Source organism: Rhizobium ruizarguesonis (assembly GCF_017357285.1).
Lineage (GTDB): Bacteria > Pseudomonadota > Alphaproteobacteria > Rhizobiales > Rhizobiaceae > Rhizobium > Rhizobium ruizarguesonis.
Genome location: NZ_CP071681.1, coordinates 180095 through 199559, shown reverse-complemented (window position 1 = coordinate 199559; position 19465 = coordinate 180095). Strand labels below are relative to the sequence as shown.

Genomic DNA, 19465 nt, shown 5'->3' with positions numbered 1-19465 from the left:
GCTCGCTTGACTGTCTACGGCCAATTAGTCTGACTTCGCCATTCGCTCGGGAGCATTCTGCCCTTGTTCTGTCAGGTAGCCGGCGCCGATGGCGACATAGAGATCCACATAGTCCTTGGCAACCTCCTGCACGGTGGCTGCAAGGCTTGCCTGGGCATCGGAGACCGAACGTTGAGCGTCCAGGACGTCAAGCAGCGACGAGGCGCCGTCTTTATAGCTCGTCGTTGAAAGCGCGAGTGATTCCTCAGCCGTCTGCACCTGCCTGCGCAGCGGCGCCAGTGTCTGCGTGTCGTGGCGAACCGCCGACAGCGCGTTTTCCACCTCTTCGACCCCGTTCAGCACCGCCTCTTTCCAGGCGAGATACTGGGTCTTGGCATCGGATTTCTCGATATCGACATTCGCCCGCAATTTGCCGCCGTCGAAGATCGGCAGGTTGAGCGTCGGCCCGAACGACCAGCTGGTCAGAGTTCCGCCACTGGCGCCCGATGATTTGACCCAGCTCGGCGAGATCGAACCGGAGAGCGAGATCGATGGATAAAGCTGGGCTTCGGCAGCACCGATATCGGCGACGGCCGCCGCCAGGTCGCGTTCTGCCTTGCGGATATCGGGACGGTTGCGGATGAGGTCGGCCGGAATGCCGGCGCGAATGTCGCCGCGGAAAACTGGCTGACCGGCGCTTTCCTGCAGTTCGCCCATCAGCGAGGCCGCCGGCATCCCGAGCAGAGTGGCAATGTGATGGGCCGATTCGGTGAAGCTCTGTTGGAGGCCAGGAATGTCGGACTTTGTCGACTGTACCAGACCCTCGGCCTGAACGACATCGAGGCGGGAGGCCGCACCTGCCTTGAGCTGCAGCTGCGTGAGTTCGTAAGTCTGTTGGCGCGAATTCAAGCTCGCCTGTGAAAGCGCAATGCGCTCCTGGTAATAGCGGGCGTCGATATAGCTCTCGACCAGGTCTTTCAGGAAGGTGAGCTTTGCATTGTCGGCCGTTGCATAGGCGGCCCCCAGCGAGGCAATCGCACTCTCCTTCGAGCGACGGTACTGGCCGAAGAAGTCGAGCAGCCAGGAAAGGCTGGCCTCGCCACCTGTCGTGTTCGTGGTGCCGATGGTCGTACGCTGCGAACCCTTCTCACCGGACACGGTGTGCGATGCGCCGACATCGAGGCTCGGCAGGCCACCGGCACCGGCAACCGTGACATCGGCGGAAGCCGAATTGATGCGCTCGAGCGCCTGCAGGACATCGAGGTTCTCGCTGAGACCATGAGCCACCAGGCCATCGAGCTGCTTGTCACGATAGGCCGTCCACCACTGCGCCGCCACGACATCGCTGTTGCTCTTGCTCCCGCCCTCTTGGAATTTCGCAGGAAGCGGCATCTGTGGGGGAACGTGATCCGGGCCGCTGACGCAGCCCGCCAGCAGAAGCGTGAATGCCGATGCGGCGTAGCGGAGGGACGATATTTTCGTGCAGAGCGACGGAGTCACTGGCGAGCTTTCTGAACCGGGATCGTAGGTTCAGGCTTAGCGGCGCCAACGTTAATGGCGGTAAAGACACTGTAAAGTTAGGTAAAATCGCAGGGAGCCGGATCAGGCTTGGTGGTCAACCGAACCATAGGGCGTCGGTTTTCTGGGAAGCTCCAGGGTGATTGCCAGACCTCCGGCATCCGGCAACGACGCATGCACACGCCCGCCATGGCGCTCGATGGCCTGCCTGGTGATTGCAAGACCCAGGCCATATCCGCCTCTCGGTACAGCCTCGTTTCCGCGTGAGAACGGCTGGAAGATCCGTTCGAGTTCGTCCCGCCTGACACCGGGCCCTTGATCGGTGACACAGATTTTGAGCCGCTCGTCGGTCGTCTCGCAAGATACTGATATGCGCGAATGCTCGGCCGTGTACTTGACGGCGTTGCGGACGACGTTTTCGAGCGCCCTGTAGATCAGTTCGCCTTCGACTTCTGCGCGGAAGACGCCCTCGACACTGGTTGTGATTGAGACCTCCCGCGCCTGGGCTTCGAATGCCGCATCGCCGAGAATTTCGTTCAGGAGTTCGATGACATCAAGAGTGTGCGTTTTCAGCGGCCGGCTGGATCCCGCAGTCAACCTGGCAAGCGTCAGAACTTCGCCGACCAGTGCATCGAGCCGTTCGACCTCCCGATCCATGCGGTCCAGCATGGCGCCGAGTTTGGCCGGGCTCTGCCGCAGGACGCCGACAGCGGCCTGCAGGCGGGACAAAGGCGAACGCAGTTCGTGGGAGACATCATGGAACAACCGCTGCTGCGCATCCTGAAGCTCCTGAAGCCGGGCGGCGCTGGAATCGAAGTCATGAGCAAGCGCGGTAACCTCGTCCTTTCGGCCGGCCATCTTGTCACCGATGCGGAAGTCGAAGCGGCCATGGGCGAGCGCGCTCAAGCCATCACGCAGATGCACGACGGGACGAATGAGGTACCGGGCGAGTGCACCTGCCGATATCGTGCTCGAAATCAGGATCGCGAGCCACGGTATGAAGGGACCAATGTTGTCGAAGGTGAACGTCGCCTGGACCGGCAGGGAAATCTGATAGCAAACCCCGTCCTTCTGCACGGATCTTGTATCGACGGTCTTTGGAACCGCACAGGCATCGGCTTTCGCAGTTTTGGAGATCGTCAGACCAGACGGTAGCGTCTCTTCGCTTGTGCGCACGAAATGCGTGGCGGCATCTTCGCCATCTCTGGCGAGCACGTTTGCGGTGAGATTCAGGGCGATCGCTCGCCGCTCTTCCTCCAGTTCGCGCGCAAAAGGAACCCCCTGGAGAAAATTGACGAGCAGGAAGATCACGCCGACTGTCGCCGCCATCGTCAGCCAGATCGTCGTGAAGAATTTCCAGAAAAGCCGGGGCATGGTCAGTCCACGAGAAGTTGATAGCCCTGGCCGCGAACGGACTGGATCCAGGATTGTCCGTCCTCTCTCAGTCCGAGCTTCTGACGAACGCTGCTGATATGAACGTCGATACGGCGATCGAACGGGGTCAGCGGCTTGCCGAAGGCCCGCTTCGAAATGTCCTGCTTCGACACGAGCTGGCCGGCGCTGCGGGCGAGGACCTCGATCAGGCTGAATTCCGTGCCGGTCAGTTCCAAGCTTTCGCCGCGCCATTCGGCGATCCTGCTGCTCGGATGTATCACGAGTTTTCCCGCCCTTATCGTGTCGGTCGAAGTACCGGCCGCCGGCTGGCCTGCCCGGCGGAGGATAGCGCGCAGTCTCGCCGCAAGTTCGCCCGGCGAGCATGGCTTCGGCACATAGTCGTCGGCGCCCAGATTGAGACCCGATATCCTGTCGACGTCATCGCCCCTTGCGGTCAGCATTAGCACCGGGACCTGGCTGAGCTTCCTGATCCTCTGCAGAACCTCGATCCCGTTCATCCGAGGCATCATGATGTCGAGCACGATAATATCGACCGTATTGCCGGCCGCCGCCGCAATGGCGGCGCGACCGTCCGTATCGGTGACGACCTCATATCCTTCTTCGACCAGATATTCCTGCAGAAGCGTCGTCAGCTCGGCATCGTCGTCGATGAGGAGAACCTTGTTCATTCACTTCGTCCGTCATTGTTCCGGGTAAGCCATACAGCACAAACACAGCCGCGCGACCGGGTTTTACCTAACTTAACACTAACTTGACCGCACTTAACGTTCACCCCGTTACTTATCCTGCCATGACATCACCGCGAGCCAGGATCGGGTTGCCTCCACATGAGCCGCAATCCTTCATCGAGTTGGCACAGCTCGGGAAAAGGCACCAATGCCTTCGACCACAAGGAATGCATCGTTGAGAAAACCGCCCAGAATATTCGCTGCCGCTCTTGTTGCGGCAGCGCTCCTGCTTCCCCTGCGCAATGCCATGGCGGATCAATCCGCCGCACCCGCCCTGACCGTCTCGCTGGTGACGCCGGCGCAACGAGACTGGCCGGAAACCGTTCCCGCAAGCGGCTGGCTGAAGCCCTGGCAGGAAGCGATCATCGCTTCCGAGACGAGTGGCCTGCGCGTAACCGAAATCCTGGCCGACGTCGGCTCCGTGGTCAAGAAGGGGCAGACCCTCGTCCGGCTGTCGCAGGACAGCGTCCAGGCCGACCTTCGCAAGCAGGAGGCGGCCGTCGTGACCGCTCAGGCAAACCTGACAAAGGCGAAGGCCAATGCGGACCGGGCTCGGCAGCTCCGCTCTTCGGGCGCCCTTTCGGATGAGAAGATTGTCGAATATTTCGCCGACGAACAGACGGCGACGGCAAGTCTTGCGTCTGAAGAGGCGGCGCTCGACAGCCAGAAGATCAAGCTCGACCAGACGACCGTCACGGCCGTCGACGACGGCCTGATAACCTCGCGATCGGCCGAACTCGGCGCGGTCGTCTCGTCGGGCACCGAATTGTTTCGCCTGGTCCGCCAGCAGCGGGTCGAATGGCAGGCCGAAGTTTCGGCCCGCTACCTCTCACGCATCTCGGAAGGATTGCGCGTCGACATCGACGGGCCGGACGGGCGTCCCATTCAGGGCAAGGTAAGGCTCGTCGGACCTTCGATCGACACCAATACAAGCCGGGCGATCGTCTATGTCGCGCTTCCCAAGGACGTTCAGCCGCGCACCGGTCTTTATGTCACCGGCACCATCGAACTGACGACCACGCCGGCGCTGACGGTTCCGGAGACAGCGATCGTTTTCCGTGACGGGATAAACTATGTCTTCACGGCCGGCGAGGACAAGCGAGTAAGACGGGTGCGGGTCGAGACCGGCCGCCGCACCGACGGCGAAGTCGAGATCGTCTCCGGCATAGATTTCTCGGCGAGAGTGGTGACGTCGGGCGGAGCGTTTCTGTCGGACAACGATCTCGTGAAGATTGCGGGAGAAGGTTGATGAACTTTTCCGCATTTTCGATCCGCAATCCGGTACCGGCGATCCTGCTCTTTGCGATGCTTGCCGTCGGCGGTTTGCTGGCCTTCAAGCATCTGTCGGTCCAGAACTTCCCCGATATGGACCTCCCGACCATCAAAATTACCGCGACGCTCGATGGCGCCGCACCGGCGCAGCTCGAGACGGAGGTCGCCCGCACGATCGAGGACAATCTTGCCTCGCTGAGCTATCTCGACCACGTCACCACGACGATAACCGACGGCACGGTGTCAATCAGCGTCTCCTTCAAACTGGAGAAGGACAGCGAAACGGCCCTGAACGAGGTCCGTAATGCCGTGGACAGCGCAACGGCCGATCTGCCGGCGCAGATGCAAACGCCAAGCGTCACCAAAGTCACCGTACAGAGTTCGGCGCTGGTCACCTATGCCATTCGGTCTGCCGTCCTCAATGAAACCGAGCTCTCCTGGTTCATCGACAACGATCTGACCAAGGCGCTCCTGTCGGTACCGGGCGTCGGACAGGTCAATCGCATCGGCGGTGTCGACCGCGAGGTTCACGTCGACCTCGATCCGACGACGATGGCCGCGTTCGGCGTGACGGCGACCACTGTGTCGGCGCAATTGAAGTCGGTTCAGGCCGATACATCAGGTGGCCTTGGGGAGATTGGCGGCACCCGTCAGACATTGCGCACGCTCGGTGCGGTGGCGTCGGTCGATGCTCTGAAGGAGCTCAGAATTCCCCTGGCCAACGGGCAGCAGGTTCGCCTCGACGATGTCGCATCCGTCACGGACAGCTTCGCCGAGCGGTCCTCGATGGCCTATCTCGACGGCAAGCCGGTGGTCGCGGTCGAGATCAAGCGCTCGAACGGTTTTTCGGACAGCAGTGTCGCGGCCGACGTCGACGAGGCGATGAAACAGTTCGCAGCCAAGCATTCCAACGTGCAGATCGAGGAGGCCTACAGCACGATCGGGCCGATCATCGACAACTACGATGGTTCGATGCACATGCTGTACGAAGGCGCGATCCTGGCGATCATCGTCGTCTGGCTCTTCCTTCGGGACTGGCGTGCGACGATCCTGTCGGCCGTGGCGCTGCCGCTGTCGGTCATACCGACCTTCCTCGTCATGTATCTGGCCGGCTTCAGCCTGAATGTCGTCACCTTGCTGGCGCTGTCGCTCGTGGTCGGCATCCTTGTCGATGATGCCATCGTCGAGGTCGAGAACATCGCTCGCCACCTGCAGATGGGCAAGCGGCCGATCGACGCCGCTCTGGAGGCGGCCAACGAGATCGGACTCGCCGTCATCGCGACCACCTTCACGCTGGTCGCGGTCTTCCTGCCAACGGCCTTCATGAGCGGCATACCGGGACTTATATTCCGCCAGTTCGGTATCACTGCCGCCGTGGCGGTCCTCGTCTCGCTCGTCGTCGCACGGCTGCTGACGCCGATGATGGCCGCCTATTTCATGAAGGCCCATCCGAGCGAGGAAAAGGACGGCCGCATCATGCGCGCCTATCTGGCAATCGTGAAAGCCGCCATGAACCGCAGGAAAACCACGGTGGCCGTGACTGCCATCGTCGTCGCACTTTCGCTTGCCACCATCCCACTCCTGAAATCCGGCTTCCTGCCCGCTTCCGACGATGCGCGAGCCCAGATCACGCTCACCATGCAGCCGGGTGCTACTATCGAGCAGACGGACGCCACGACCACGAAGGCCGCCGATATCATCAGCAAGCTCCAGGACGTGACACATGTCTTTTCCTCGGTCGGTTCCGCATCCTCGGGCGGTGGCCCCGACTCCAGCACCACGAGCAGTGTCGGATCCGCCACGATCGTCGCTGTGCTGTCGCCCATCGGCGAGCGTGACCGCAAGCAGTCGGAAATCGAAAACGACATCCGGCAGGCTCTCTCGGTCCTGCCCGGTGTGCGGATCGCGGTCGGCGGCGGCGGCAACGGTACGAAGCTGGAGATCACCCTTGCCAGTGATGATGCCAATGCGCTTGACAGCGCAAGCACGGCGCTCGAAGAGCAGCTGCGCACGCTGCAGGGCATTGGCGCGGTGACATCGACCGCAGCCAGGCAGGCGCCGGAAATCCAGATCACGCCCGACTTCGCCCGCGCAGCAGCGCTCGGAGTGACCTCGAGCGCCATTGCCGAAGCCGTGCGCGTGGCGACGGATGGGGAATACTCCGCCGATCTGCCAAAGCTCAACCTGCCGCAGCGTCAGGTTCCGATCGTCGTTCGCTTCAGCCCCGAGACACGCACGAAGCTCGACGACATCAAGAACATGCGAGTGGCAGGAACGAACGGCAATGTCGATCTCGGATCGATCGCCGATATCCGGATCGGCGGCAGCCCGTCGGAGATCGACCGCATCGACCGGATGCGCAATGTTACGCTTTCCGTCGAGCTCAACGGCCGCATCCTGGGCGACGTCAACCGCGAGGCGCAGGCGCTGCTGGCGCTTCAGCATCTGCCGTCGGGCGTCACTCTCGTCGAACAGGGCGAACTTCAGCGCAGCTCAGAGCTGTTCCAAAGCTTTGGCCTTGCAATGGCGATCGGGGTGTTTTGCATCTACGCGATCCTCGTCCTGCTCTTTCACGACTTCCTGCAGCCGTTCACGCTTCTGATGGCTCTGCCACTCTCGCTCGGCGGCGCGCTGGTGCCGCTGGTGGTGACCGGAACCAGCTTCTCGATGTCGGCCGTCATCGGGCTGCTCATGCTCATGGGCGTGGTGACGAAGAACTCCATCCTTCTCATCGAATACGCGATCATGTCGCGCCGTCAGGGCATGCCCCGGTTCGATGCCCTCGTGGATGCCTGCCACAAGCGCGCACGACCGATCATCATGACCACGATCGCCATGGCATGCGGCATGCTTCCGGTTGCACTCAGCCTGACGGGCGGCGATTCCAGCTTCCGGCAGCCGATGGCAATTGTGGTGATCGGCGGCGTGATGATGTCAACGTTGCTCAGCCTCGTCGTCATCCCTGTCATCTTCACCTTCGTCGACGACCTCAACGAAGCGCTCAAGCACCTCGTTCACCGGACCGGGCCTGACACCGCCGACGCGGAACCGCAGGCATCCAACGATCGAGCAGCGATCGCCTTCAAGCCCGAGCTTTCGAAGCGAGGGCAAGGTCAGAGATGACCTCCTCTCGGCGAGCTATCGGCCAGATGGTCGCGCGCCCAATGCGGGCGACGCCCGACGACCTTCATGGCAACCTCTTCGGTCGAATTCCCTCCCCCGGAACGAGACCGCGGGACGTGTACCCCCGCAGGCGGCCTCGCGCCGCCTGCGGGTCCTGCCACCACGACAGCGTCGAGCGTCTTTCAGACGCACAAAGGACGCTGTAACCCTTTGAATTTCTGCATAATTCCTAAAGAGAATTTCGATTTCAGGAATTATGCGCCAGGGAGGCGGTCGGATAATGGACCGTTGAAACGGGTTTGGCTTTGAAAACAGGCCCGATGCGAGTACTGATCGCCTTGCTCTCTTTCGCTTTTGTCTTGCCTGGGTGCACCGAGACCATGGACAGAGCGCTCGATGCGAAGGAGGCGGAAACGGCTTCGATTGCCGGTTATGGCGAGATTCGGACATATCTGGATGCTCGGCTCGACGAAGCGCCGAAAGATATCGATTGGGAGCCGGCGACCAAGCGGGATCGCTTCGACGTGCTGATGATTTCAGGTGGCGGCGCCGGCGGCGCCTTCAGCGTCGGCGTCCTTTCCGCGTGGAGCGCAACGAAAACCCGTCCTCGGTTCGATATCGTGACTGGTGTAAGCACGGGAGCCCTGATCGCGCCTTTTGCATTTCTCGGATCGGCCTATGACGACACTCTGGTGCACCTCTACACGAGCGGCGTCGCCGAAGAGCTTGCAAGCAGCAAGCGAGCCAGCGGATTGATTGGTCCGAGCTTGCTCAAAGCCGATCCTTTGCGGCGAATGATCGAGCAATTCATCACGCCGGCAATCCTGCGGCAGGTTGCAGCCGAGCATTGCAAGGGCCGCCGCCTCCTCGTCCTGACGACCAACCTCGACACGCAGAGAGCCGTTGTTTGGAACATGGGCGCCATCGCAGCCAGTGGTCGGCCGGATACGCTGAGGCTGTTTCAGGACATCATGGTAGCCTCGGCAAGCATACCGGGCGTTTATCCGGCGGTGATGATAAAGGCCGAATCCGGAGGACGCCGCTTCGAGGAAATGCATTCGGATGGAGGTTCGGCCTCTCAGGTGCTGATGCTCCCGCAGGCGCTCCTGACGAGCTCCCATCGCCTCGGCCCGGCAAAGCGGACGGCCGTTAATTTTTACGTAATCGTCAACAATGCACTCATGCCCGAATTTGCCAAGACGCCCGACACAACGCTATCCGTGATCGCAAGAGCGTTCTCTATTTTCGTCAAATCCCAGACGCAGAGCGCGCTGACGGCGCTCTATAACTATTCAAAATTGACGGGTGCGCATTTCCACCTCGCATCGATCGACGTGCAAGTTCCCTATTCCATGCTCGATCCGTTCAACACTCAGTACATGTGCGCCGTCTACAGTCTCGGATATGCAGAGCTCATGGCTGGAACCCTGTGGAGAGACAGCCCGGTTTTTCGCTGATCGACCGCAAGTCGCCGACGAATTGACGAGCGTCGGGCGTCACTCTCGTCGAAAAGGGCGAACTTCAGCGCAGTTCGGAGCTGTTCCAGAGCTTCGGCCTCGCCATGGCGATCGGCGTGTTCTGCATCTATGCGATCCTCGTCCTGCTCTTTCACGACTTCCTGCAGCCGTTCACGCTTCTGATGGCTCTGCCGCTCTCGCTCGCGGAACGAGACCGCGGGACGTGTTCCCTCGCAGGCAGCCTCGCGCCGCCTGCGCGTCCTACATCTTCTCTGCCAACAGCGTACCTCGCCCGCATCGCAGAAAGAACCTTTACCAAACTTTACACTTCCTTAACCGCGCTTAACGTCCACGCGGCTATTAGAGTTCGATCTCAGTTCAATCCGGAGTGTCGTGTGTCCAAGGCACATCGCAATATTCTGCGTTGCCGCTTCGCGGAGCGGAAAATCATATTTGCCGAGATTTGGCGGTGGTTGCTGAAGCTTGATTCAAAGAATTATATCTCAATTGCTGTTTTCTTAAGTCCCGGCATCCAATCAGGCCGCGCAGAAAACGTTCGAATAGAGCGTCATGCTCTACTGGACGACATTTCAATTGGAGGAACGGGGTGATCGATGCTCCGGGTGATCAGGGCGCGTTTGCCGGACAGATCGAACAGTTCAACAGGGCAGCACGCCCTATCTCATGCTGAACATTGCCGGGCGTCATGACAATGGGGGCATCGCTTCGAAATCGGGCAAGGCGCCGCTTGCGTAGCCGACCGCCCCGAGCGAAGCGATGGCTATCCGTCCGTCGCGGATCGACAGGAGCGGTCCGTCACCACCCTGCTCGTAGAGATCAGGATGGGCCGCGGCGAAGCGCGCCTTCTCGGCCTGCGGCGCACCCTGCATGCCTGCCACATAGTGATGGCCATTGCGCTCGACATGACAGAGGCCGAGCAAGGAGACCAGCGCCAGATCCTGCTGCACGGCAAGCCCCGCCTGGCAGGTCAGATCCTCGCCCGAGAGGAACAGTCCCGGCGCGGTTCCGGTTCTGATGCGGATCGCCTTCATGAGCGAGCGGTAAATGCCCTTGCAGGTTTTCGAGGAGACGCCGGTATAACCGAGCCGCCTGGCGGCGGCGAAGGCGCCGTCGCCGTCGTCGCTCTCATCGATCAGGAAGGGCAATTGCGCCGCCAGGTCCCCCAGCGGCGTTTCCATGGTGATCGCGCGAGAGAACGGCTGCTCGACAAAGGCAATGGCCGCGCGCAACCGCGCCAGCCGGGGGGTCGCCTCGATTTGCGCCAGCAAGGCGGCAAGCTGTTCGGCGGCGCCAAACTGTTCGTTGCCATCGACCGTCACCCGATAGTCGGGCAGGAGGTCCAGCACGGCGGCGATCCGCGTCAGGCGGTCGATATCGACATCGATCGCGCCCGAAAGCTTGATCTTGAACCAGCGGTTGCCATAGCGGGCAATCACCGCCTCGAGGCTTTCCGGCAGGCCGTCACCGACGGGATGGACGATATCGCCCTCGTTGATCGGATCGACAAGCCCGATCGTATGCCGGGCCGAGATCGCGCCGGCAGGGCGAAGGCTGGCGAGCATCGCCGAGGCGGCGTCCGCGTCGATGTCGCCGGGCAGCATGGGACCGCCGATGCCGACGAGATTGCGGCGCACCGCATCGAAGAAGGAAATGCCGGCCAGGCGGCAATAAGCATCGAGCGCGGCGCGAGCGATGAGCGACGGACCGAAACCGGCCGCCAATGGATTTCCAGGCAGGCGCCGAACAGTCTCCATCTCGTTCAGACGGGCGGTGGCAAACAATGTCGCCGGCGCAGACGGTTCGAGCGAAGCAGCCGCAGCGGTGCGGATCGAGGTGCGCAACTGATCGACATTCTGCGCCGGCGTCAGCACCGGGTTCTTGTCGAACCATTTCGGCACCATCATCTCGGCGGCCGCGCCAAGGGCGGTTCGTCCCTCTTCATCCTCGACGCGGACCCTGAGGAAGGCTTGCGGCGCCTTTTCGAGGGTTGCCGCACCAAAGCGGAACGGCAGGCGCAGCCTGATATCGCGCTCGAAGGCGTCGATCTCGATCACTCTGATGCGCGGCGCCGTCACGGAACCTCCAATGTTACTGTCCACGATCATGCCATCCGGTCGAGCATGGCGCGCGACACTTCGTGATGGAGCGGTTCCCGGCGAAGCAGCCGGCCGATCTCGTCCACCATGGCTTGGCCTTGGGCGAAATGCGCCTCTTCAGTGTGACCGGCGGCATGCGGCGAAATGGTGACATTGGCCATTGCGGGGTCGCGGAAGGGGCTATCTGGAGGCAGCGGCTCGTCGTCAAAGACATCCAAGGCCGCCTCGAAACGGCCGGAGCGGATTTCGGCGAGCAGTGCCGTTTCGTCGACCAGTTGTGAGCGCGCCGTGTTGATGAACAGCGTGCCGGGACGCAATAGCGCCAGTTCGCGGGCGCCGATCATACGGCGCGTTTCCGGCAAGACAGGCGCATGCAGCGAGATCACGTCGCTTTGAGCCAGCATATCGTCCAGCCCGGCACTGACAACGCCGAGTGCCGTGGCCTCGCTATCACTCAGAAACGGATCGACGACCAGCACGCGGCAACCGAATGGAACGAGCAGCCGCATGACCGCCCGCCCGACATATCCGGCGCCGACGATGCCGACCGTTCTGGCGCCAAGTAATCTCTGCGGCACGGCGGCGCGGACGTCGAGCCATTCGCCGCCGTCGCGCAACTGATGATGCAGCCGATGAATGCCGCGCATCGCCAGAAGCGCTTCGGCGACGACGAACTCGGCAACCGAGGCGGCAATTTTCGAGGCGGCATGCGTGACGCGAATGCCATCGTCGAACAGACGCGCCGGGACCAGTGTGCGGACGCTGCCTGCCGAATGGGCGACAAGGGCGAGTTGCGGATGGCGCTGACGCGCGGCGGGATCGAATGGGGGCGTGCCCCATCCGGTGAGACATGCCGTGGCGCCCTGCAGCAGCTGGTCGACATCGGCTGCGTCGATCGTGGCGGCGGTCGGCCAACGCACCTCGCCAAGGGCGTTCAACTGGGCAATCGCCGCATCGTCCAGCATCATCCGGCGGGTCTTTTCGGTCAGCAGTACGGCGATAACGGGAGCCTGTTCAATCATGTTCTACTCTCTCGCTGCGGCGACCAGGCGCCTGAGATGGGCAAGATCGGCGCGGACCTTGTCGAGCGCCTGCTCTCGGGAGACGCGGTATTGGGAATGCATCGAGAGCACGCCGGCAAAGCCAGTGGCCACCAGATGCGGGACGATTTCGTTCCAGGGCACCATGCCTTCGTCGAGCCCGTACCAGTCCGAATGCCATGCGCGTTGGCCATGAGCTCCGTAAGCGCCGGGGAACCAACCGCTGTTCTTGACGCCCATGCAGCAGAACCACGGTTCGAGAATATCGAGGGTCAGACGCCAGTCTTCGCTTCCATCGCGAATCTGATTGGCCGGATCGGGATAGGCGCCAATCCGGATCGGATCGCGCCCGGCCAGCAATTGCACGGCCAGCGCGCCCGAACTGTGCAAGGTCCCGCCATGAAGCTGGATGGTCAGCTTGATGCCGAAGCGTTCGGCCAGGCGCTCGAAGCCGTCGAGATCGTGCCGCGCCTCATCGACCTGGGCCTGCCAGCGCCGCGACGGGTCGTAGCGCCAGAAGCCAAGCCGGACCTGCCCGATGCCGGCCTCGCCGCAACAACTAAGAAGCCGGGATGTGGCATCGTCGGGCCGGGTGGAATCGATGGTCGCCATCGGGGTGCGCAAGCCGGCCACGGCAAAGAGCTTTACGGCATTGACGATCTCCTCCGGCCTGTCTGGGGAAACGGCATGGCCATCGCGAATAAGGAGATCGGCACAGTCGAATCCCAAACCGGCCGTGATCCCGGCCGCCTTCTCGAGCGGCAGGCCCTCCAGGGTCTTGGTGAAATAGGCAATATCCATGGATCAGATCCGAAAGAGGAAGGCGTCGTTCATGAGCGGGAAAGACAAAGTTCGCTGCGGCGACCGAATGCATCGCGGGCGCACACCCCATAACGCACGCCCTGTGGCGGCGACATGTGCAGGAATGCCGTCGAGATCAGCGGCGCTGAACTGACCTTTTCAAAAGCCGCGCCATCGGTGCTGACCAGGACATCGTAGAAGATGGCCGGGCTGGCATCGCCGGCGGCCCAGAACAGCATGCGCTCTTCCCGGCCGCCAAGACCAAGGTAGCGTTCGACGACAAGGCGGCTCGGTGCCGCCGGGGGCGCGCCGATATCGGGAACGACAAGCACCTGCGTCAGCGACGGCAATGGCACATCCAGATCGACGCTGATCCGGCCTTCGTCGCAGTCGACGACGCTGATCGGATGCAGCAAGGCGGGCTCCTGCGCCCGGCGCAGGTCGGCAAACTGCGCCTCGGTCGGTGCGGGCGGCGCGCCGACCGGCTCGAAGAGCCCACGCGGATTGCTTTCGTCGCGCTGGGCTTCCCAGACCTCCATCGGATTGGTGAACTCCTCGTCGATGCGCAGCAGGCAAAGCGCATGGCGGCCGGGAACCAAACCGCCAACCTCGAGACGGACGGCGGTCCGACCGGAACGGTTGATGGCATCGACGCTATGGATGAGGCTGATGGAAACACCGCCGCCCGGCAGCCGCGTCGGCAGGATCGCCAGGCCATCCTGGTCGGGAGCAAGCGGCGGTTCGGCCGTCACCTTGCAAACGGTATCGCCAAGCGTTGCCAGCAGTTCCATCGATGTGAGGCCGGGCTTCTTGATGATGTCGAAGGGCGGCGCCCTGTCGACGTCCGTGACCAGCATATCCAGATTGGTCTTGTGCTCCCATTGCGCCTTGGTGAAATTGCGCGAACCGAAATAGGCAAAGATCGTGCGCTGGCTCCAGCCGCCGATAAAGGCGTGGTCATTGCTGAGGAAGGTGAAATTCGCCGCCTTCGGGGCAATGATGCGCCGGTCGTGCTGTTCGATGATGCGGGCGATGATGCCGGCGTAATAGGCTTTGCCATGCCAGCTATGATGATCGCTCCAGCCGAGCTGCGGATCGCATTCATCGTTGATGATGGGCAGGCCCGCCAGGCGCGGGTGATGCTCCTTGAGATAGTCGACGACGAGAAGCGTGCGGTCGACGATACCGTTGGTTTTCGGAGTCAGGTCTTCCTTGCTGCCATTGACGCCCTTTTCGTGGATCGAGATGTAGTCGAGGCGCGGCGGGCCATCGCCGGTCAGGCAGCTCGTGCCGCTGTCGCAATGGGCCATGAGGGCGCGAAAGATCGGCGACAGCGTGCGGGCGGTGCCAGGCCCGCCCATCGGCAGGCTGGGATCGACGGCATCAAGCCCGGCGACGCAGGCGTCATAGTAGTTGGTGTAACCCTTGATCCCGTAGGTCCACCAGCCGGAATCGGCCTCGTTCGTCGTTTCGAAATACCATGTGCGCAATTCGTCCATGCCGTAGCGCGCGCCATAGCGATCGACGGTTGCCGTCACCAGATCCCGCCAGCGCTTGACCTGGTCCATGTCTTCATAGTCGGTGAACAGGCCGGATGGGTTGCCCATCAGCTCGAAGAACGGCTTCAGCCGGTGTTCGATCATCACGTCGAGCGCGCGATCGAGCAGGGACCAGTCATAGCCGGCCTCGCCCTTCGCGCTCAGCAGATTGTAGAGATAATGCACCCGCAGGAACCGGATGCCCTCGTTCGGCAGGCCGCCGATATAGGCAAGCATCTGCCGCATCTCGGGCTCGAGCAGCAGCTCGGCCGGCGAAAAGCCGGTGCCGCGCCAGAACCGGTTGAACGGACGTACCGCTTCACCGGCATCAACGTTTATTCGCGTACGTTCACGCATGGGTCGTCTCTCCTTGGGCGGAAGTTTGGCAGTGCGCCGCAATGCCGGCGCACGAGACCAGGAGCCGGATTATTTGAACTTGTCGCGCATCGCATCGATGCCGGGGATGGTTTTGGTCAGATGCTGATGGGCGGGATCGAAGCGCTGGATCAGCCCCCGGCGATGCTTGCCGACGAGAATGGTAAAGATATAGCCCCGGTGCCCCGGCGAGGTGACCGTCGGGTGGTAACCTCGATCGACCAGGACAGTGTCGCCGTTGCGGGTCATGAGGATCTTGACCGGACCGTCTTCGTCATAGGTGATCTGGCTGCCGAAGCCGGTCTCGGGCTGGAAGCGGTAGTGATAGAGTTCTTCGTGCCGGGTCTCGACATCGCCGTCTTCGGTATCGTGCTTGTGAGGGGGATAGCCGGACCAGCAGCCTTCGCCGGCATAGAGTTCGCTCACCAGCAGGTTGCCGCAGCGTCCGTTCTGCCGTTGGCCTAGCAGATGGACGATCCGCCGCTGGCTATGCGTGTCCGACGAACCGACATTGACCGCATCGACCTCATCCGGCGTCACCCGAAACGGGGCGTAGCGCGTGTCGCAGAGGCCGCCGGCAATGGCGACTTCCGCCGCCGCGCCACGAGCCGATATCCGGACATTGGCTCCGACGGGCGCGTAAACCGAGTCCGCATCGCCTCCCCAGATATCGGCTCGCCGGCCCACCGCTTCGAACATGATGTCATCCACTTCGATATCCACCTGACCCGAAAGCACGACGTAGAGGCTTTCGTGCGCGGGCAGCCGCCGGATGTCCTGCTCGTTGGAGGCGAGCGTGACGAGATCGAAGTAGATGAGATCGAGCGTCGTGGAGGAGGTATCCACAATAGGACGCTGCTCGGAGCGTGGAATGAATTCGGGCATCAATTGAACTCCGGAACGTTACGGTCGGCAAAGGGATTAAGCGTCAGGGATTCGGCGTAATGACAGGCCACTGCGTGGCCATCGGCGGTGACGGTACGCAAGCTCGGCACCTCCTGCTTGCAAAGCTCGGTGGCGTAGCGGCACCGCGGATGAAATGCGCAGCCGGGAGGCGGATGGGCGGGGTCGGCAACCTCACCCGCCAGCCGGATGCGCTGGCCGTGGCGGCGCATCCGCGGATCGGCGATCGGCACGGCCGAGAGCAGCGCTTCGGTGTAGGGGTGGAGCGGACGCGAGAAGATCTGCTCCGTCGGCGCCTTTTCGACGACCCGACCGACATACATGACGGCGATATTGTCCGAGATGTGCCGGACGACCGAGAGATCGTGAGCGACGAAGAGATAGGTCAGACCGAACTGTTCCTGCAGGTCCTGCAGGAGGTTGATGGTTTGTGCCTGCACGCTGACGTCGAGCGCCGAAACGGCCTCATCGGCGATCACCAGCCGCGGATTGGACGCCAGCGCCCGCGCGATGCCGATGCGCTGGCGCTCGCCGCCGGAAAACGCATGGGGATAGCGGTGCATGTATTCGGGCCGCAGGCCGACGCTCTGCATGAGTTCAGCGACCCGGTGCTCGAGTTCCCGGCCCTTGGCGATGCCGTTGACACCAAGCACCTCGCCGATGATGTCGATGACCGGAAGGCGCGGATTGAGCGAAGATTGCGGATCCTGAAACACGATGCGCAGGTCGCGATGGATTTCGTCAAGCGCAGAACCCGACAACGCCGCGAGATCGACCGTCCCGCCGCTGCGGCTGCGATAGCGGATTTCGCCGCTGGTCGGCTGATAGATGCGCAAGACCGTGCGGGCAAGCGTGGACTTGCCGCAACCGGACTCCCCGACAATGCCGAGTGTTTCGCCATCTTCGACGCGAAGCGAAACGCCGTCGACCGCCTTGACGTGTCCGACCACACGCCGGAACGCGCCCTTGCGAATGGGGAAATGCATCCTGAGATCGTTCAGTTCGAGCAAAGGGCTTGGTTGCGTCATGGGATCGACCATCATTGTCTTCCTTCGTAAAGCAGACAGCTGGCGACATGCCCGTCGCCGATGGAGACGGGCTGCGGATCCCTCTGGTCGCACAGGCCGGCCCTTGCCTCTTTGCATCGGGGATGAAAGCTGCAGCCTGGAGGCCGGTTGAAACGCGAGGGCACCATCCCATCGATGATCGCGAGCCGTTCGGTGGGTTGTCCATGCATGCGCGGCACCGATTGCAGCAGCGCCTTGGTGTAGGGATGAACAGGCGCGTGGAAGATCGTGTCGACATCGCCTGCCTCCACGACCCGGCCGACATACATGACGACGACCTCGTCGGCGATTTCGGCCACCACACCGAGATCATGGGTTACGAACAGCACCGAGAGCCCGAATTCGGCCTGCAGCGAGGCCAGGAGATCAAGGATATTGGCCTGGGTGGTCACATCGAGCGCCGTCGTCGGCTCGTCGGCGATCAGCAGTTTGGGGCGGCAGGCGAGCGCCAAGGCGATGCAGACACGCTGGCGCATGCCACCGGAAAACTGGAAGGCATAGTTTTCCATACGCTCGGCCGGCCGCGGGATGCCGACCAGAGCCAATGTCTCGATGGCATGTTCGCGCGCTTCCTTTTTTCCCATCTTCAGATGCAGGCGGATCACTTCGACCATCTGGTTGCCGATCGTATGAACGGGGGAAAGGGCCGCCATCGGCTCCTGGCTGATCAGGCCGATCTGGGCACCGCGGATTGCCCGCATGTCGCGGCCGCGCGGATCGAGCGCCGCCAGGTCGACGAAGGGTGCTACCGGATCCGGCCGGTAGCGGATTGCTCCTGAGACGATCCGCCCTCCCCGCGGAACCTGGTTGAGGATCGAGCGGCCGGTGATGCTCTTGCCCGAACCGGATTCGCCGACGACGCAGACCGTCTTGCCGCGCGGGATGGAAAAGGAGACGCCATCGACCGCCTTGATGGTGCCCGCACCACCGAAGAAATGGGTCCTGAGATCAACGACCTCGATCAGCGGGTCGCGATCCCCGTGCCGGCCGCCGGCTGCGGCAAAATTGGGATCAGTATTCATAGGGATCTGCAGCATCGCGTAATCCATCACCGAGAAAATTGAGGGCCAGAACGGTGACGATCACCGCGAGACCCGGAAGAAACAGCCAGGGTGCGCTCGAGACGGCGAGAATGTTCTGCGCCTCCTGAAGCAGCACGCCCCAACTCACCACTGGCGGGCGCAGGCCGATGCCGAGGAAGGAGAGCGCGGTTTCTGCGAGAATCATCGTCGGGATGGCGAGCGTCACCGAGGCGATGATGTGGCTCATGAAGGACGGAACCATGTGCCGCCAGATGATGCGCATCTGCGAGCAGCCGTCGAGACGGGCGGCAATGACGAAATCTTCCGTCTTGAGCGACAGGAAGCGCCCGCGCACCACCCGCGCCAGGTCGGTCCAGCCGATCAGCGACAGGATGATCGTGATCCAGAGATAGACCAGGATCGGATCGGCGCTGATCGGAACGGCAGCCGCAAGGCCCATCCACAGCGGGATGGTCGGGATCGAATTGATGAGTTCGATGGAACGCTGGATCACATCGTCCACCCAGCCGCCGTAGAGCCCCGAGATGCCGCCCAGGATGATGCCGAGGATGAGGCTGATTGCGACCCCGATCAGCCCGACGGACATCGAAACGCGCGTGCCATGGACCGTCCGGCTGAAGACGTCGCGACCGAGGCGATCGGCGCCGAACAGGTAGAATGGTTTGCCCATCTCGATCGGGCCGATCAGGTGCCGGTCGAAATTAAACAGCCCCCAGAGCCGATAGGGTTCGCCCTTGACGAAGAAGCCGAGGGGGATGACGACGGCCGGATCGGGCACGTAATTGCGGCTGAGCGCGATCGGGTCAACCTTCATCGAATAGCCGTTGACGTAGAGCGGATGAAACTGCCCGGCCGCGTCGTAGCCGGCGAACTTGATCTGCTGCGGCGGCGCATAGGTGTAGCGGGAATCGTAGGTCTGCGATGAAACCGGGGCGAGAACCTCGGCAAACAGGGCGACCAGGTAGATCAAAAAGATGACGACGCCTGCCGCCAGCGCCAGGCGATGGCGACGGAAGCGCCGCCAGATGAGCTTCCACTGCCCGGCGACCGCGTCGGAATTCTGGATCCGTTCAGGTGATAGCGCGATGGCTTGATCGGTCATTGATCTC

15 protein-coding genes are annotated in these 19465 nt (G+C 62.3%); 4 read left to right on the top strand and 11 right to left on the bottom strand.

Features of this window, described 5'->3' with window-relative positions; genetic code table 11:
• Positions 1-24: 24 nt before the first annotated feature.
• The 3 genes from J3P73_RS32080 to J3P73_RS32070 all read right to left on the bottom strand — a co-directional run bounded on the left by J3P73_RS32080 (position 25) and on the right by J3P73_RS32070 (position 3560).
• Complete coding sequence (locus J3P73_RS32080; protein WP_207580216.1) at positions 25-1479, bottom strand: efflux transporter outer membrane subunit; 1455 nt, start codon at positions 1477-1479, stop codon at positions 25-27.
• 102 nt (positions 1480-1581) lie between these two features.
• Entirely contained in the window at positions 1582-2871 is a 1290-nt protein-coding gene (locus J3P73_RS32075) for a HAMP domain-containing sensor histidine kinase (RefSeq protein ID WP_163884635.1), read from the bottom strand.
• Positions 2872-2873: 2 nt separating this feature from the next.
• The gene (locus J3P73_RS32070) at positions 2874-3560 is read right to left on the bottom strand and encodes a response regulator (protein ID WP_018483039.1); all 687 of its coding nucleotides are present in this window, start codon (positions 3558-3560) and stop codon (positions 2874-2876) included.
• A gap of 208 nt (positions 3561-3768) precedes the next feature.
• Between J3P73_RS32070 and J3P73_RS32065 the strand changes: the two genes are divergently transcribed.
• The 4 genes from J3P73_RS32065 (at position 3769) to J3P73_RS32050 (ending at position 10083) form a co-directional block, all read left to right on the top strand.
• Complete coding sequence (locus J3P73_RS32065; RefSeq protein WP_207580215.1) at positions 3769-4869, top strand: efflux RND transporter periplasmic adaptor subunit; 1101 nt, start codon at positions 3769-3771, stop codon at positions 4867-4869.
• Positions 4869-8015, top strand: a complete 3147-nt coding sequence (locus tag J3P73_RS32060) for an efflux RND transporter permease subunit (RefSeq protein WP_207580214.1) — start codon at positions 4869-4871, stop codon at positions 8013-8015. The genes J3P73_RS32065 and J3P73_RS32060 overlap by 1 nt, the downstream gene beginning before the upstream one ends.
• A 320-nt stretch (positions 8016-8335) precedes the next feature.
• Positions 8336-9472 (top strand): patatin-like phospholipase family protein, encoded by a 1137-nt coding sequence (locus J3P73_RS32055; protein WP_207580213.1) that lies wholly within the window; start codon positions 8336-8338, stop codon positions 9470-9472.
• 104 nt (positions 9473-9576) lie between these two features.
• The gene (locus tag J3P73_RS32050; RefSeq protein ID WP_027688884.1) at positions 9577-10083 is read left to right on the top strand and encodes an efflux RND transporter permease subunit; all 507 of its coding nucleotides are present in this window, start codon (positions 9577-9579) and stop codon (positions 10081-10083) included.
• 93 nt (positions 10084-10176) lie between these two features.
• Here J3P73_RS32050 and J3P73_RS32045 read toward each other — a convergent pair whose 3' ends face one another.
• The 8 genes from J3P73_RS32045 to J3P73_RS32010 all read right to left on the bottom strand — a co-directional run bounded on the left by J3P73_RS32045 (position 10177) and on the right by J3P73_RS32010 (position 19458).
• On the bottom strand, positions 10177-11598 hold the full coding sequence (locus tag J3P73_RS32045) for an enolase-like domain-containing protein (protein ID WP_207580212.1): 1422 nt from the start codon (positions 11596-11598) through the stop codon (positions 10177-10179).
• Entirely contained in the window at positions 11595-12611 is a 1017-nt protein-coding gene (locus J3P73_RS32040) for a hydroxyacid dehydrogenase (protein WP_207580211.1), read from the bottom strand. The genes J3P73_RS32045 and J3P73_RS32040 overlap by 4 nt, the downstream gene beginning before the upstream one ends.
• 3 nt (positions 12612-12614) lie before the next feature.
• The gene (locus J3P73_RS32035; RefSeq protein ID WP_207580210.1) at positions 12615-13430 is read right to left on the bottom strand and encodes a sugar phosphate isomerase/epimerase family protein; all 816 of its coding nucleotides are present in this window, start codon (positions 13428-13430) and stop codon (positions 12615-12617) included.
• A gap of 29 nt (positions 13431-13459) precedes the next feature.
• Positions 13460-15325, bottom strand: a complete 1866-nt coding sequence (locus tag J3P73_RS32030) for a GH39 family glycosyl hydrolase (protein ID WP_207580209.1) — start codon at positions 15323-15325, stop codon at positions 13460-13462.
• Between the two features lie 69 nt (positions 15326-15394).
• Positions 15395-16228, bottom strand: coding sequence for a 5-deoxy-glucuronate isomerase (locus J3P73_RS32025; RefSeq protein ID WP_130666085.1), 834 nt, complete (start codon positions 16226-16228; stop codon positions 15395-15397).
• Positions 16228-17286: an ABC transporter ATP-binding protein gene (locus J3P73_RS32020; protein WP_207580266.1), complete on the bottom strand. Its 1059-nt coding sequence runs from the start codon at positions 17284-17286 to the stop codon at positions 16228-16230. The genes J3P73_RS32025 and J3P73_RS32020 overlap by 1 nt, the downstream gene beginning before the upstream one ends.
• Positions 17286-18335, bottom strand: coding sequence for an ABC transporter ATP-binding protein (locus J3P73_RS32015; RefSeq protein ID WP_130753668.1), 1050 nt, complete (start codon positions 18333-18335; stop codon positions 17286-17288). The genes J3P73_RS32020 and J3P73_RS32015 overlap by 1 nt, the downstream gene beginning before the upstream one ends.
• Positions 18325-19458 (bottom strand): ABC transporter permease, encoded by a 1134-nt coding sequence (locus tag J3P73_RS32010; RefSeq protein ID WP_130657581.1) that lies wholly within the window; start codon positions 19456-19458, stop codon positions 18325-18327. Before J3P73_RS32010 ends, J3P73_RS32015 begins: the two co-directional genes overlap by 11 nt.
• Positions 19459-19465 lie beyond the last annotated feature (7 nt).